Raw genomic sequence first — 13,992 nt, forward strand, 5'->3', positions numbered from 1 at the left:
CGTTTTTAAAGGGTTAATTTTTACGGTAAATTTCGTGTTGAATGTCGTAAATATTAACGCTTAAGCTGTCAGAATCTCGGCAATAAGTTTTTAAGCACTCAAGCAAGCTCTCGCTTAACATTTGCTTTTGTTCAATAGAGCGCCCGGCCATGATATGCGCCGCAATATGAATAAACCCTTCTTTTCCTTCACCTAGCTGGTATTGCTGATAAGCAATGGCGCGGGTTTTAATGGTTTCTAAGTCAAACAAACCACTTTGAAAAGTCGCGTTGTGCACTTTTTCAACAAGTACTTGCGGTAATACAGGAAGATCTTCAGAGTGTTCAATAATAATGTGCGGCATTTACGCGTTTCCTATTATGAGTTACTACGTGGGCGTACGTATAATTGTACCAAAGCCTGAACTGTGCGCTAACCCCTCAATGGCCTAAATTTAGTTGTATTAATTTTTGATGGTAGTATAAAAACAGTCACGTGAACCTTCGCTTATAAAGCAAAATTAAGGATTAATATGAAATTACCACACCGCTTTAAACGTTTAGCTGTGCTATTAAGTGCAGTGGTTACCTTAAGTGCCTGCTCAGATGATGTTGCATCGGTGAGCTTAGGGCTGTTTACTACTAAAGATGTAGTGGTAAATTCGCAGCAAGACCCACTAGTAAAAGGGGTTACGTGCCATATTAGCCATATTGAGGCCGACTTAGATTTTTCAGATCCCTCTGATATGTCTATTGCGTGTCGCCAAACAGGGCCAATTACAGCCGATATGTTACAAGCAATAGATCGCAGTAAGTCGGGCGAAGTGGTGTTTAAGTCATCAAAAAGTATTTTATTTAAATCGCTAAAAGTACGCCGTATTTACGATGCACAAAACCGCACATTACTGTACTTATCGTACTCGACTAAAGAGTCGAGCGGCAGCCACCACCACGCACTTTCAACTGTGCCTTTATACAATACACAAGCTTGGAACTGGGCACTTGAACAAAAATAAGAGCACACTATGTTAGCGTTATTTAAATCAAAGCCGCTGCTAGAACAAGCCGAGCAGCAGTGGCTAATTGATACCTTTATTTGGGCGGTAGAGCACTTTGATGCCGCATTTTTTACCAAGCATACGCAAATAATATTGCCAACGGTGGCGCACTTTCCTGATTCTGTATCGAGTATTGAGGAAATGGCCACTAAGGTATTTGTACGAGTACGTGATTACGCAGGTATGAGTGCGTGGCCAATACAATTAGTTGCGCCACAACAGTTACAGCCGCAAGTATTTCCGCATTTTGAATTTGCTGAACACTTACGCGGAGAGCAAAGCCAGCTTATTGTACCGCCAAGCCACACGATTAATGTCTCGTTTAATCCTAATCAAATTAATCAGCCGCAAGATTTAGTGGCCAGCTTTGCCGGCACGCTGGCTACTGTATTAATTCATCATGTTGGGGTGTTACCGCCAGGCGGTAAAGACTACTTGCCACAAGCGGCAGATGCGCTGGCCTGTTTTTTAGGGTTTGGGGTAATGATGAGCAACACTGTGTATCAATTTAAAGGCGGGTGTGGCTCGTGCTATAACCCTTATGCTAATCGTGAAGCGAAACTAAGCGAAACCCATACCGTATTTATGCACGCGCTGATTAGTTATTTTAAAAACGATCGTGACTCTAAAAAACATTTAAAGCCACATTTGCGCAGCCAATTTAAAAAAGCCCAAAAAGAGATCAAAGCATTAGTTGATAACTCTGCTAATCCGCTATTGCTTGCCTATGCACCAACTTAAACCGGATACTTGTGAACTACTTAGACGAATTTTTACTGATTGCCATCGCCCACTTTTTTGCAGTAGCCAGCCCAGGCCCCGACTTTGCCGTGGTGCTCAAACAAAGTATACAGCAGGGCAGGCGTAACGCCCTATGGACAAGCGCTGGCGTGGGCGCTGCTATTTTATTACACGTAGGATATTGCGTATTAGGGGTAGCCCTAATTTTAACGCAATCGCCTAATTTATTTATGGCATTAAAGTATGTTGCGGGGGCGTATTTAGCCTATTTAGGCGTACAAGCATTAAGGGCTGCCAAACCACCGGTAAATAAAACAGACAACATAGAAAACAAAACAGCCCCACAGGAAAGCGTATGGCATGCATTAAGGCGTGGCTTTTTAACCAACGCGCTTAATCCTAAAGCCACTCTCTTTTTTATGTCGTTATTTACCTTAGTTATTAGTGTAACTACACCAACTAGCGTGCAAATTGTGTATGGGGTTTATATGGCTCTGGCAACGTGGGTGTGGTTTTCTATGCTTTCTTTAGTGTTGTCAAAACCCAGTGTACGGGCGTTTTTTCAAAAAAGCGGCTATTGGTTTGACCGGGGTATAGGTGTTATTTTAATTGCTTTAGCCATTCGTGTAGTAATTTAACCCTAGGGAGAAGTCATGCCTATTTATAATTTTTCGTTTGGATCGAATATGTCCTCTAACCGCTTGCTTGCGCGTTTACCAAAAGCAAAGCGAGTCGGCACGGCTGTACTAAAAGGCTACGAGCTTACGTTTAATATGTTATTTAAAGATGGCTCGGGCAAGTGCAGTATTCAAAAAAGTGATGACAAAAACGCCTTGGTATATGGCGTGGTGTATGAACTTGATGAAGCCGAAAAAGCAATTTTAGACACCATAGAAGGCCCAGGCTACGATTGCGTTGCTATTAAGCCCACTTTGTTAAATGGTGAGCAAATAGAGGCCCACTGCTATATTGCTAACACCCACGATAACGATGTACTGCCATACGACTGGTATATTCAGCACGTTCATCGCGGCGCGCTTGAGGCGGGCGTACCAAAAGAATACAGTGATGCAATACTTAATCGGCCGCATAAGCCCGATACAAATAAAGAGCGTGCTGATATTGAATTTGCAGTGCACCAAAAATAATAAGGATAATCATGAAACTCACCAAATTAGCCAGTTTAGCGTTGTTTGCCAGTGCCACTTTTAATAGTTGGGCACAAATTAATACCACGGACTTAGAAGAGGTTATTAACACCTCAATGGCACGCTTTGAGGTACCGGGTATGGCGGTAGCGGTTGTGCAAGACGATAAAGTTGTATTTGCTAAAGGGTTTGGGACAAGCAACCTCAATACAAATGCAAAAGTGAACAAAGACACACTTTTTGGTATTGCCTCAAACACAAAAGCATTTACCAGTGCAGCGCTGGCTAAGTTGGTTGATGAAGGTAAGTTAAGTTGGGATGACAGGGTGATTGACCACTTACCTGAGTTTAGGTTGTACGACTCCTACGTCACCCGCGAAATGCGTATTCGTGATTTATTAAGCCATCGCAGTGGCTTAGGGCTTGGGCAGGGCGATTTAATGATTTGGCCAAGTACTGATAAATCTATAGAGGATATCTTAGCCGGTCTACAGTATTTAAAGCCAGCCAGCAGCTTTCGCAGCCAGTATGCCTATAACAACTTAATGTTTGTAACCGCAGGCGAAATGGTGGCACGTGTATCAGGTATGAGCTGGAATGATTACATCGAAAAAAATATATTACAGCCTTTGCACATGGATAACTCTCGCGCGGGCTTTTCGCGTATTCCAAAAAGCAATAAAAACTGGGCAATTGGCCACATACCAATGGATGGTAAGCTCAATCCTTTTTTTGTTAACTACCTAGAAGATTTTAGAGGCGCAGGGGCTATTGCATCAAGCGTAAACGATATGAGCCAATGGTTACTAACGCAGTTAGCTGGCGGAAAAATGCCCAGCGGCGAGCAACTATTTAGTGAAAAACAGCAAGCGCAAATGTGGCACCCGCATATTACCTCTATGGCTTCTAAAAGTGCGTATGAGGCCTATCATCAGCAATTTAGAGGCTATGGGCTAGGTTGGAGCATTGAAGATTACCATGGCTTTAAAAAGCTAGGCCACGGCGGGGGCATTTTAGGTATGGTGTCGCAAGTTACATTATTGCCTGAGAAAAAGCTCGGCATTGTTATTTTATCTAATCAGCAAGCATTTAGTGCACTTTCGGCAGTAACCCACGAAGTGCTAGAAGACGCCCTTGAGCTTGAAGATAAAGACTGGGTTGAAGAGTTGGCTAAAAAACATTTTGCGAGTAAACAAAAAGCCTACGCCAATGCAAAACCCGACAACCCAGCAGATTACCAGCCACAGTTACCTAATATAAATTACACCGGCACGTTACATGACGATTGGTACGGCGATGTAATTATTGAGCAACTAGATGGCAAACTACGTATTGATTTTACCCATACCAAACGCTTAAAAGGCACGCTTGAGCATTACACAGGTAATACGTTTATTGTTAAGTGGGATGAAAAGCTACTCGAGGCCGATGCGTTTATTCGTTTTGATATGGGCGCAAACAACCGTGTTAATAGCGCAAAAATGCGCGCGGTATCAACAGCGGTAACAGACTTTAGTTTTGATTTTAGAAACCTTAATTTAAAAGCTAAGTAGTGATGCTATACACCAAAGTCGCAAAGCCACCGTAAGGTGGCTTTGTTATATTAAGCACTCACATTAAAGGAGCGTTTATGCGTACTGCAGTTATTTCACACCCTCATTGCCGTAAACATAAAATGATTGACGATCATCCTGAGTGCCCAGAGCGCCTAGACGCTATTGCCGATAGACTTTTGGCAAGTGGTGTAGATATTGGCTTAACGCATCTACAAGCGCCTAAAGCGCAGCGTGAGCATTACTTATTAGCCCATGATGAGTCGTTAGTTAACCTTGTGGAGCGCTTAGTTCCTGAGCAGGGGCTACATAACCTTGATGGCGACACCTGGCTTTGCCCTGATTCGTTTAAAGCGGTAGAGCGCGCCGTAGGAGCAGGTTTGTTGGCTGTAGATGAAATACTCGCAGATAAACTCGATGCGGCGTTTTGCGCTGTACGCCCGCCAGGGCATCATGCCAATGCACATGCTTCTTCTGGGTTTTGTGTATTTAATAATTTAGCAATAGCAGTTAAGTATGCTCAAAGCAAAGGCATTAAGCGTATAGCAATAGCTGATTTTGACGTACACCATGGTAATGGCACCCAAGACATATTTATAAACGATGAAAACGTATTACTTTGTTCGCTATTTCAATACCCATTTTACCCAAACACAGCCGTAAAAAATAACAGCCACATAGTTAACTCCCCTTTACCAATTGCCAGTAGTGGCGATGATTTAAAAGAAGTGTTTAATACCCAATGGTTGCCAAAATTAAAAGCCTTTAAGCCAGAGCTGCTATTTATTAGTGCAGGGTTTGATGCCCACCTAGAAGATGACATGGCAAGTTTAAAGTTTGTAGAAGATGACTACAGCTGGCTTACAGAGCAATTATGCGACGTTGCAAAAGAGAGTGGCTGCAAAGGTGTTATATCTTACCTTGAAGGGGGCTATGCGCTATCAGCATTAGGAAGAAGTGCTGTAGCGCATATAAAAGTGCTTAGTGAGTACTAATACCAATCCGCAATAATACTTAATTAAGCGAATTGGTATAACTAAGGGTTATAAACCCAGTAAATCAAACGCCTGCTTGGTATTAAGGGTTTTAATTTTGCCAAGGCAGCATTGCCCTTCATTTAATAAATAAGTGGTGACCAGTTGCGCTAGCTGCTCCTGTGAAAGAGGGGCGCATGCAGCGCCGTGTAGGTCAACGTACTCACCTTGCTTGTTCAACACGCGCACATTACTAAGCTCACTTTGCGTAACGCTGTGCAAACACGCTTCTTGTTCTTGTTTATCGTGCGCTATTTCAAGCTCATTATAAACAATTAATAACTGTGGAAAGCTGTTTAGCATAGTTACCCTACTGTTACCTCGTATGAGGTAAATTTACGCACATTAATAACGCCAGTATCAAAAATTAAGTACTGACCTTTTATACCTTGCAGCACGCCGCTTACTACTGGGTTTTTATCAAAATTAAACGAGCTAATTTTAGTGGGGTACTCTGTTACCGGAAAGTTTAAATCAACCACGTCTTCATCAAGTTGCTCTATGGCTGTGGCACCAAATAACTCGCTTAGCTCGTTTAATTTATCGCTAATTTGCGGGATCAGCTCTGCCGCGGCGGCTTTAAGGTCAATGGCTTCGTTTTGGCCCTTTAGCATGTTACGCCAATTGGTTTTATCGGCAATAAACTCGGCCAATGCCACCTCAACTAAGCCTGATTGCAAACGTGTTTGCACTTTAAAAATAGGCAGTGCTTGAGTGGCGCCTTGATCAACCCAACGTGTCGGTATTTGCGTATGGCGAGTAATGCCTACTTTAAGCCCAGAGGTGTTGGCTAAATACACATAATGCGGGATCATGCAGTTTTCTTCGCCCCATTGCGGCTCGCGGCAGGTGCCTTTATCGTAATGGCAGGTTTCTGGTTTCATAATGCACATATCGCAGCTAGCAAGCTTGCGCATACACACAAAACAGTGGCCTTGCGAGTAACTCTTTTTGGTTTTTTTGCCACAGTTTGAGCATAAAATGGTACCGCTAAACGTCAGCGTTAACTCTTTACCAATGAGTGCGTTTAGGTCGACTAGGTTGTCGCCCACAGGAAGATGATATTGAACCGGCTCTGTTAAGCTCGATTTTAATTTACGCAAAGTGCCTTGCATCTTTACTTGGCCCCTAAAGATGTTGATATTAAAACGTGGAGTTTAACATCTTTAAACTGTATTGGCTTTTTAAGAAATACAAATAGTCATCTAGGGGGAGTGGCTTAGCGTATAGGTAACCTTGCGCTCTGTCGGCGCCCATTTCTTTTAATAAGTGATGCACATCTTGGGTTTCTATGCCTTCCATGGTTATAGATAGCCCTAGGTTATGTGCCATATCTATAGCGGTTTGCACAATCACTTTATTGGCGGTGTTATTCGTTAAATCAAATACAAACGATTTATCTACTTTGAGCTCCGTAAAGCGGTAATTAACCAAATAACTTAGCGATGAATAGCCAGTGCCAAAGTCATCAAGGACCACGCGCACCCCTAAATCAGAAAGCTCATTAACCAATGAAATAAGCGCTTCGTGGCTTTCGACTAATGCTGACTCCGTTAATTCAAACTTAAGAAGCTGCGCCGGAACTTGGTATTTTATAAGGACGTTTTCGACTTTTTCGGCTAGGTTTTTAATCGACAGATTTTTAGCACTTAAATTTACGCTAATTGGGTGATCGTTATAGCCTTGCTCGGTTAGTTTGAGGATATCTTTACAGGCTTGCTCAATAACCCATAAGGTAAGCTCGTTAATAATACCTGTGTGCTCAGCAAGGGTGATCAGCTCTTCTATCGATACGCCTTTAAAAGCCGGGTCGGGCCAACGTAGCAGCGCTTCGGCGCCACATACTTGATTAAAGTTCAACCCTATTTGAGGCTGATAATACAACGCTAGTTGGTTGTCTTTAATTGCTTTTTGTAATTTAGCGGCTAATGCTACATCCATTAATATATTACTGCCGTTAGAAGCGCTTACTACTAAATCGTTATTACTTTTAGCTTTTTTAAGTGCCAAGTAACCCCGTTTTGTCCAGTATTCAAAGTCGTCACTGTGGGCTGCGCTACTAATCCCTATGTTATAGGTAAGTTGTAAGTTTAAACCTTGAATTTCGTATTGCTTGGGCAGGCTATTTATAACTTTAATTAAGGCCCCTTCAAGTGACTCCTGGTTTTGGTTTTTAGTAGATATGCAGGCAAATACCCCGCTGCCTAAGTCGGCTAAGCGGGGGCTGTTATTAAAATCTGTATCGAGGTTGGTAAATTCGCGCTCATGGCTAAGCTCTAACTCTATTTGTTTAGCCACGTGCTTTATTAAAGTGTAGCCCTGCGATGGGGTAATAATGGTATTGAGCGAGTTAAAATGGCGAATTTTAATTAAGCACAAGGTGGTATTTCGCCCCTGTGCTTGTAAGCTCATAAACGCTTGTTTTAATTTGGCACTGTTAAGTAATTTAGTTTGCTGAGTATGTGTAGCATGATAAAGCGCACGCTCTCGCTGGTAGCGCACTCTATCGACAAGTGCCATAGCCATTAAAATAACTTCACACAATATAGCCACTAAAAACGCGTGACGAATCGCAAAGCTATAATCCAAATAGCCCGTTAATTCTAATGGCTGTATTGCCGCGCCAACAATAAGGGGAACCCACGAAAAAACGTAAAACTTCGCCCACCTAAAGCCCGTGCGTAGTTTGTTATAAATTAAAATAACACACGTAATATATAACAAGCTTAATACACAAAAAAAGATGGGTGCTGCAATGTACTCGGGTATAAATAAAGTGGTGATTGATAATAAAGATATTAAAATAAGTAGCGCTTTACTCATTTTATAGCGCCAGCATTTGTCCTTGTGGTAGCGCAAAAACATGGTGCAAAAGGCGAGCGTAAAAAAGGCCATTGCGTAGTTTGAAAAAATCACTTTTTCGTGTAAGTACAATTGCCACTCTAGGGGCCACAAGTAAAAGCCAAAGCCCATTACAATGCCCATTAAACACAGCGCGCTAATTATATAGCCTATATAAACTAAATAAACGCGGTCTTTAATCCCAAAATAAAGCACTAAATTATACAGGGCAGCCATTAATAACACGCCGGCAAATATGCCCCAAATGCCGGTTTGCGAGCGAACTAAATCAACAAATTCTTTATGACGATACAAATTAACTGGGGTTTTGCTGATCCCCGTTGTATCTATTTTTATGGCTAAGCGCTCTGTTGTTTTACTCTCAAGTGCAAAACGTATATGCGGTACGCTATATTGAAAAAGCGTAAGAGACTTTACTTTATCACCTAATTTATAGCTTTCTATAAGCTCATTTCTTTTGTTTAACCGATACACGCTGAGGTGATCAACCATCGGGTTATCAAAATGGGCAACAATGTCTTGAGCATCTAAACTTTTATTTTCAAGGTCTATAAATAGCCAATAGTTTTGCTGCTTAAAGCTCCATTGAATATCGGTTAACGGCTGGTGGGTGATTAGCTCGGGATTTAAAATAATATCGTTGAGTGTGTGAGATTTACTTTCATCTATGTAGTAGGCAAAGTCTAAATATACAGGCGTGGTTTTATCGATGGTATAGCGAGTCGGCACAACCAGGTTAGAAGCGAGTGTGCTAATAATATAAAATATGAAAATCAGTATGGCTATGGCCGCGGCATGATAACGTAAAGTTTTCGTTTCCAACGTTGTATACTTGTAATAAATCTTTTAATTAGTGTAGCACTAAAAAAGCGCATATAAACTGCGCTTTTTTAGTTAAATTTTTAGGGCCTGCTTATCCTTCAGGATTAAAATTTGTTCTAACTAGGGACGATTTAATCGTGGCGCGAGGTTTGTAACCTAGTGGGCTAAGTAAAAACCGAGCAACAAAGAGTTAATCGTCCCTAGGACGAACCTTCGTGCAGCGCGTGTTTGGTATTTATACTGCGTTATCGCCTATTTATGGGGAATAACCACACTACATAGGCTCTGCCTTGCCTAAATACCAAACACACTGCTGCAAATTTAATCTCGAAAGATAAACAGGCCCTAAGTTAAACCAATAATTTAGTTACAGGCTACTGCTCTCGGGCAATCGCTCTGTAAGCAATATCGGTGCGGTACTCCATACCTTCCCAGCTAATTTGTTTTACAAGCTCGTATGCACGTTGCTGTGCCTCGGTAACGGTATTGCCGAGTGCCGTTGCACATAATACACGTCCACCTGCGGTGACAACGTTTTCGCCATCTTGCTTAGTACCCGCATGAAATACTTTTTCATCAGCAGGGTAGTTAACTTTAAGGCCTGATATTGCATCACCTTTAGGGTAATCACCTGGGTAGCCTTTAGCGGCAAGTACAACACCTACGGCTGCGCGCGGGTCAAACTCAATGGTTGTTTTATCAAGTTCTTCGCGGTTAGCCGCCTCAACTAGTTCAACTAAGTCTGATTTAAGACGAAGCATCATAGGTTGCGTTTCAGGGTCACCAAAACGACAGTTGTACTCAATTACTTTTGGCATGCCCTGGGCATCTATCATTAAGCCTGCGTATAAAAAGCCAGTGTAAGGATGACCTTCGCTTGCCATACCCTCAACGGTAGGAACGATTACTTCGTTCATAATGCGCTGGTGGATTTCGTCGGTTACTACAGGTGCCGGTGAGTATGCGCCCATGCCGCCAGTATTTGGACCTTCATCGCCATTGTATGCACGCTTATGATCTTGGCTTGTTGCAAATGGCAAAATGTTTTTACCATCAACCATAACAATAAAAGAGGCTTCTTCGCCTTCTAAAAACTCTTCGATCACGACGCGGCTGCCAGCCTCGCCAAAAGCATTACCGGCAAGCATATCGCGAATAGCGTCTTCAGCTTCGCGTTCATCCATTGCCACAATAACGCCTTTACCAGCTGCTAGGCCATCTGCTTTTATTACAATTGGCGCGCCTTTTTCTTTTAAATAAGCAAGTGCAGGGTCAATTTGTTCAAACGTTTGGTAATCAGCGGTTGGGATAGCATGGCGAGCTAAAAAGTCTTTAGTAAACGACTTAGAGCCTTCTAGCTGCGCTGCACCGGCTGTTGGACCAAAAATAGCGAGACCGTGTTCACGGAACTTATCTACTACGCCTAATACAAGCGGTACTTCAGGGCCAACAATCGTAAGTTCTACATTGTTTTGTTGTGCAAAGCTTAATAGGCCATCTAGGTCTTCAACGTTAATTGCAACGTTTTCTAGTTTTGGCTCAAGTGCAGTACCGGCATTACCCGGTGCTACAAATACAGTGTTTACTTTCGTGTTTTGAGCGGCCTTAAACGCAAGTGCGTGTTCGCGGCCGCCGCTGCCAATGACTAATACATTCATGGCGAAATATTCCTATTTAAAGCGGTTTTTTAAATTTCAGCGTCATACGGTCGCTTTCACCAATAGCTTTGTATTTATCAGCGTCTTGTTCGCCAAGGCGTAAGCTAGGTGGTAGCGTCCACACCCCTTTAGGGTGATCGGCTGTATCTTTTGGATTGGCGTTAATCTCACTGCTTGCAACTAATTCAAATCCAGCTTTTTTAGCTAAATCGACCACGTAACTTTGCTTCATGTAGCCGGTTGATTTTTGATCCTCATCAGGTCGGCTTTCATCTAAGCGATGTTCAACTACACCTAATACGCCACCTGGTTTTAACGCTTTATAAAAAGACTTAAATGCACTGAGTGCGCCTTTAGTGTCTTTACCCATGTACCAGTTATGTACATTGCGAAAGGTTAATACCATGTCGGCAGTGCCGGCAGGGGCAATATCAGTGTGCGTTAATGGGGCAAACTCAGAAATTTTTACTTTGCTAAAACGCTCATCTTCGGCCACTTTTTTCTTAAAGCCGGCTAAAGAGCGCTGGTAGTAACCTACCGATGAATCACTCGGAAAATGCGCTGCGTAATATAAGCCTTGCTCTTTAAGTGCAGGGGCTAAAATTTCGCTGTACCAACCACCACCAGGGGCAATTTCAACCACGGTCATTGTTGGTTTAAAACCAAAAAATGCCAGTGTTTGCTCAGGGTGGCGGTATTCATCGCGGGCGCTATTTTTAGCGCTACGCTCGCTTGATTGAATAGCATGGCTAAGGCTTGACTCATGGTTATGGCTAAGTGCCATTGTTGAGGTCAGCGTAAGCGAGGCAACAAGTAGTGACTTTAGTGCAAATTTCATCGTTTGTTCCTTAACATTTTAAATAGGTGTTGAACCAGAATACGTGAATTGATTGCAAACAAAAAGGGCTAAACGTTGTGTTTAACCCTTTGTGTGATTAGTGGCGGAAGTGGCGCATGCCGGTAAATACCATCGCCATGCCAGCTTCGTCAGCGGCGGCGATAACTTCTTCATCGCGCATTGAACCACCCGGTTGAATAACCGCAGTAATACCAGCGGCTGCGGCTGCGTCTATACCATCACGGAATGGGAAAAACGCATCTGATGCCATTACAGAGCCAGGTACTTCTAGATTTTCATCAGCGGCTTTAATACCCGCTATTTTAGCTGAGTAAACACGGCTCATTTGGCCTGCGCCTACGCCAATGGTCATACCGTCGCGGGCATATACAATCGCGTTTGATTTAACAAACTTAGCCACTTTCCAGCAAAATAGTAAATCTTTAAGTTCTTGCTCAGAAGGCTGGCGCTTAGACACGACTTTTAAATCGCCTTGGGTAACCATGCCTAGGTCGCGGTCTTGTACTAAAACACCGCCGTTAACGCGTTTAATATCGTGGCCAGTTGCTTTGCTACTCCATTGACCACACGCTAATAAGCGTACGTTCTTTTTAGCTTCAACAATTTTTGCTGCTTCGCTTGAAACGCTAGGGGCAATAATTACTTCAACAAATTGACGCTCAACAATGGCTTGTGCTGTTGCAGCGTCAAGCTCGCGGTTAAAGGCAATAATGCCACCAAACGCTGAGGTTGGATCTGTTTTAAAGGCGCGGTCGTAAGCACTAAGAATATCTTCGCCAATTGAAACGCCACACGGGTTTGCGTGTTTAACAATAACACATGCAGGTACATCAAATTCTTTAACACACTCAAGTGCTGCGTCGGTATCTGCAATGTTATTAAACGACAGGGCTTTACCTTGTAGTTGAGTAGCTGTTGCAACAGACGCTTCGCTTACGTTGTTTTCAACATAAAAAGCAGCATCTTGATGTGAGTTTTCACCGTAACGCATATCTTGCTTTTTAGTGAATTGCATATTGATAGTGCGTGGGAATTTAGTCTCTTCAGCGGCTTCTTCAGTGTAATCAGGCACCATTTTGCCAAAGTAGTTAGCAATCATGCCATCGTACTGAGCTGTGTGCTCATACGCGGCAATGGCTAAATCAAAACGTGTTTTGTACGTTGTTGAGCCATTGTTGCTTTGCATTTCGCTAATAACGCGCTCGTAATCGTTTGCGTTTACCACGATGGTGACGTCTTTGTGGTTTTTAGCGGCTGCACGAACCATGGTAGGTCCGCCAATATCAATGTTTTCAATAGCATCTTCAAGGCTGCAGTTTTCTTGAGCGACAGTATTCGCAAAGGGGTATAAGTTAACTACAACAATATCGATAGCAGAGATGTTATTATCTGCCATTACGCTTTCATCTTGTCCGCGGCGCGCTAAAATACCGCCGTGAATTTTAGGATGAAGGGTTTTTACGCGACCATCCATGATTTCAGGATGACCTGTGTGATCTGATACTTCAGTCACTTTTATGCCGTTATCAGCAAGGAGTTTGCAGGTACCGCCAGTTGATAAAATATCTACACCTTGCGCTTCTAGTGCGCGGGCAAATTCAACAATACCGGTTTTATCAGACACACTTAATAGTGCGCGACGAATAGGACGATGAGTATCCATTGTAGTTTAATTTCCTCAGTTAATGAGCTAGCTTAGAAGCGGGCATTTTAACTGATTACTACTCAAAAAACGACTTATAAAGCGCCAATAAGCGTGAGCATTTTGCAACATCTATACTAAATTGTGCGCATAAAAAAAGCACCCGAAGGTGCTTTTTTTGCATGATACCAATTGTATTGGATTAGTAAGCAGTTATAACGATAGAAAAACAAGTCTATAACAAGGCAAAAATTTTACAGTGTAGTTATTCTACATAAGAAATTTTTAACGCCGTTATGGGCTTGTTTAGCTCGTTAGCATGCTTACGCTTTCAATATAATTGGTATTAGTTCATGCCGTATTTTTTAAGCTTTTTACGTAAAGTACCACGGTTGATACCTAGTAAAATTGCCGCACGAGTTTGGTTACCACGTGTGTATGTCATTACTTCTTCAAGTAATGGCGCTTCTAGCTCTGAAAGAACAAGGTCGTAAACGTCTTGCACATCTTGACCGTTAAGCTGCTTTAAATAGTGGTGAACAGCTTTTTTTACTGCATCACGCAATGGCTGCGGTTTCTCGTGTGACTGAACATGAGGGTTTGTGATAAATGGAGAAGTCACGTTTTGTTCGAACAT

Annotated in this window: 14 protein-coding genes; 6 read left to right on the top strand and 8 right to left on the bottom strand. The window is 42.6% G+C overall.

Going from position 1 to position 13,992, the window contains the following annotated elements; all coding sequences use genetic code 11:
* Positions 1–13: 13 nt before the first annotated feature.
* Positions 14–343, bottom strand: a complete 330-nt coding sequence (locus MTF68_RS14775) for a 5-carboxymethyl-2-hydroxymuconate Delta-isomerase (RefSeq protein WP_004588643.1) — start codon at positions 341–343, stop codon at positions 14–16.
* Between the two features lie 168 nt (positions 344–511).
* On the opposite strand from MTF68_RS14775, the gene MTF68_RS14780 reads away from it, so the two are divergent.
* From MTF68_RS14780 to MTF68_RS14805, 6 genes are all read left to right on the top strand, one after another.
* Positions 512–994, top strand: coding sequence for a CreA family protein (locus MTF68_RS14780; RefSeq protein ID WP_004588642.1), 483 nt, complete (start codon positions 512–514; stop codon positions 992–994).
* 9 nt (positions 995–1,003) lie between these two features.
* Entirely contained in the window at positions 1,004–1,777 is a 774-nt protein-coding gene (locus MTF68_RS14785; protein ID WP_096740215.1) for a hypothetical protein, read from the top strand.
* Between the two features lie 11 nt (positions 1,778–1,788).
* Positions 1,789–2,415, top strand: coding sequence for a LysE family transporter (locus tag MTF68_RS14790; protein ID WP_248462924.1), 627 nt, complete (start codon positions 1,789–1,791; stop codon positions 2,413–2,415).
* A 15-nt stretch (positions 2,416–2,430) separates the two neighbouring features.
* Complete coding sequence (locus MTF68_RS14795) at positions 2,431–2,925, top strand: gamma-glutamylcyclotransferase family protein (RefSeq protein ID WP_004588639.1); 495 nt, start codon at positions 2,431–2,433, stop codon at positions 2,923–2,925.
* An 11-nt stretch (positions 2,926–2,936) separates the two neighbouring features.
* Complete coding sequence (locus MTF68_RS14800) at positions 2,937–4,478, top strand: serine hydrolase (protein WP_248462926.1); 1,542 nt, start codon at positions 2,937–2,939, stop codon at positions 4,476–4,478.
* A gap of 77 nt (positions 4,479–4,555) precedes the next feature.
* Positions 4,556–5,473, top strand: coding sequence for a histone deacetylase family protein (locus MTF68_RS14805; protein ID WP_096740212.1), 918 nt, complete (start codon positions 4,556–4,558; stop codon positions 5,471–5,473).
* Between the two features lie 48 nt (positions 5,474–5,521).
* Here the strand turns inward: MTF68_RS14805 and MTF68_RS14810 are convergent, their stop codons facing one another.
* The 7 genes from MTF68_RS14810 to fis all read right to left on the bottom strand — a co-directional run bounded on the left by MTF68_RS14810 (position 5,522) and on the right by fis (position 13,992).
* The gene (locus MTF68_RS14810) at positions 5,522–5,815 is read right to left on the bottom strand and encodes a hypothetical protein (protein ID WP_029772753.1); all 294 of its coding nucleotides are present in this window, start codon (positions 5,813–5,815) and stop codon (positions 5,522–5,524) included.
* Positions 5,816–5,817: 2 nt separating this feature from the next.
* Positions 5,818–6,627: a DUF2797 domain-containing protein gene (locus MTF68_RS14815; RefSeq protein ID WP_055252638.1), complete on the bottom strand. Its 810-nt coding sequence runs from the start codon at positions 6,625–6,627 to the stop codon at positions 5,818–5,820.
* Positions 6,628–6,655: 28 nt separating this feature from the next.
* Positions 6,656–9,196, bottom strand: coding sequence for an EAL domain-containing protein (locus tag MTF68_RS14820; RefSeq protein ID WP_248462928.1), 2,541 nt, complete (start codon positions 9,194–9,196; stop codon positions 6,656–6,658).
* A 374-nt stretch (positions 9,197–9,570) separates the two neighbouring features.
* Positions 9,571–10,854 (bottom strand): phosphoribosylamine--glycine ligase, encoded by a 1,284-nt coding sequence (purD, locus tag MTF68_RS14825; RefSeq protein WP_248462929.1) that lies wholly within the window; start codon positions 10,852–10,854, stop codon positions 9,571–9,573.
* Positions 10,855–10,870: 16 nt separating this feature from the next.
* Complete coding sequence (locus MTF68_RS14830) at positions 10,871–11,692, bottom strand: class I SAM-dependent methyltransferase (RefSeq protein WP_024031417.1); 822 nt, start codon at positions 11,690–11,692, stop codon at positions 10,871–10,873.
* A 97-nt stretch (positions 11,693–11,789) separates the two neighbouring features.
* On the bottom strand, positions 11,790–13,376 hold the full coding sequence (gene purH / locus MTF68_RS14835) for a bifunctional phosphoribosylaminoimidazolecarboxamide formyltransferase/IMP cyclohydrolase (protein WP_248462930.1): 1,587 nt from the start codon (positions 13,374–13,376) through the stop codon (positions 11,790–11,792).
* 325 nt (positions 13,377–13,701) lie between these two features.
* On the bottom strand, positions 13,702–13,992 hold the full coding sequence (gene fis, locus MTF68_RS14840; RefSeq protein ID WP_002957804.1) for a DNA-binding transcriptional regulator Fis: 291 nt from the start codon (positions 13,990–13,992) through the stop codon (positions 13,702–13,704).

The sequence above is a fragment of the Pseudoalteromonas sp. 2CM37A genome (assembly GCF_023161885.1).
Taxonomy (GTDB): Bacteria; Pseudomonadota; Gammaproteobacteria; order Enterobacterales; family Alteromonadaceae; genus Pseudoalteromonas; species Pseudoalteromonas atlantica.

Bases quoted from the DNA above. Each gene is read 5' to 3' on its own strand.
- MTF68_RS14775 (WP_004588643.1), bottom strand. From the start codon at position 343: ATGCCGCACATTATTATTGAACACTCTGAAGATCTTCCTGTATTACCG.
- MTF68_RS14780 (WP_004588642.1), top strand. From the start codon at position 512: ATGAAATTACCACACCGCTTTAAACGTTTAGCTGTGCTATTAAGTGCA.
- MTF68_RS14785 (WP_096740215.1), top strand. From the start codon at position 1,004: ATGTTAGCGTTATTTAAATCAAAGCCGCTGCTAGAACAAGCCGAGCAG.
- MTF68_RS14795 (WP_004588639.1), top strand. From the start codon at position 2,431: ATGCCTATTTATAATTTTTCGTTTGGATCGAATATGTCCTCTAACCGC.
- MTF68_RS14800 (WP_248462926.1), top strand. From the start codon at position 2,937: ATGAAACTCACCAAATTAGCCAGTTTAGCGTTGTTTGCCAGTGCCACT.
- MTF68_RS14805 (WP_096740212.1), top strand. From the start codon at position 4,556: ATGCGTACTGCAGTTATTTCACACCCTCATTGCCGTAAACATAAAATG.
- MTF68_RS14810 (WP_029772753.1), bottom strand. From the start codon at position 5,815: ATGCTAAACAGCTTTCCACAGTTATTAATTGTTTATAATGAGCTTGAA.
- MTF68_RS14815 (WP_055252638.1), bottom strand. From the start codon at position 6,627: ATGCAAGGCACTTTGCGTAAATTAAAATCGAGCTTAACAGAGCCGGTT.
- purD (WP_248462929.1), bottom strand. From the start codon at position 10,854: ATGAATGTATTAGTCATTGGCAGCGGCGGCCGCGAACACGCACTTGCG.
- MTF68_RS14830 (WP_024031417.1), bottom strand. From the start codon at position 11,692: ATGAAATTTGCACTAAAGTCACTACTTGTTGCCTCGCTTACGCTGACC.
- purH (WP_248462930.1), bottom strand. From the start codon at position 13,376: ATGGATACTCATCGTCCTATTCGTCGCGCACTATTAAGTGTGTCTGAT.
- fis (WP_002957804.1), bottom strand. From the start codon at position 13,992: ATGTTCGAACAAAACGTGACTTCTCCATTTATCACAAACCCTCATGTT.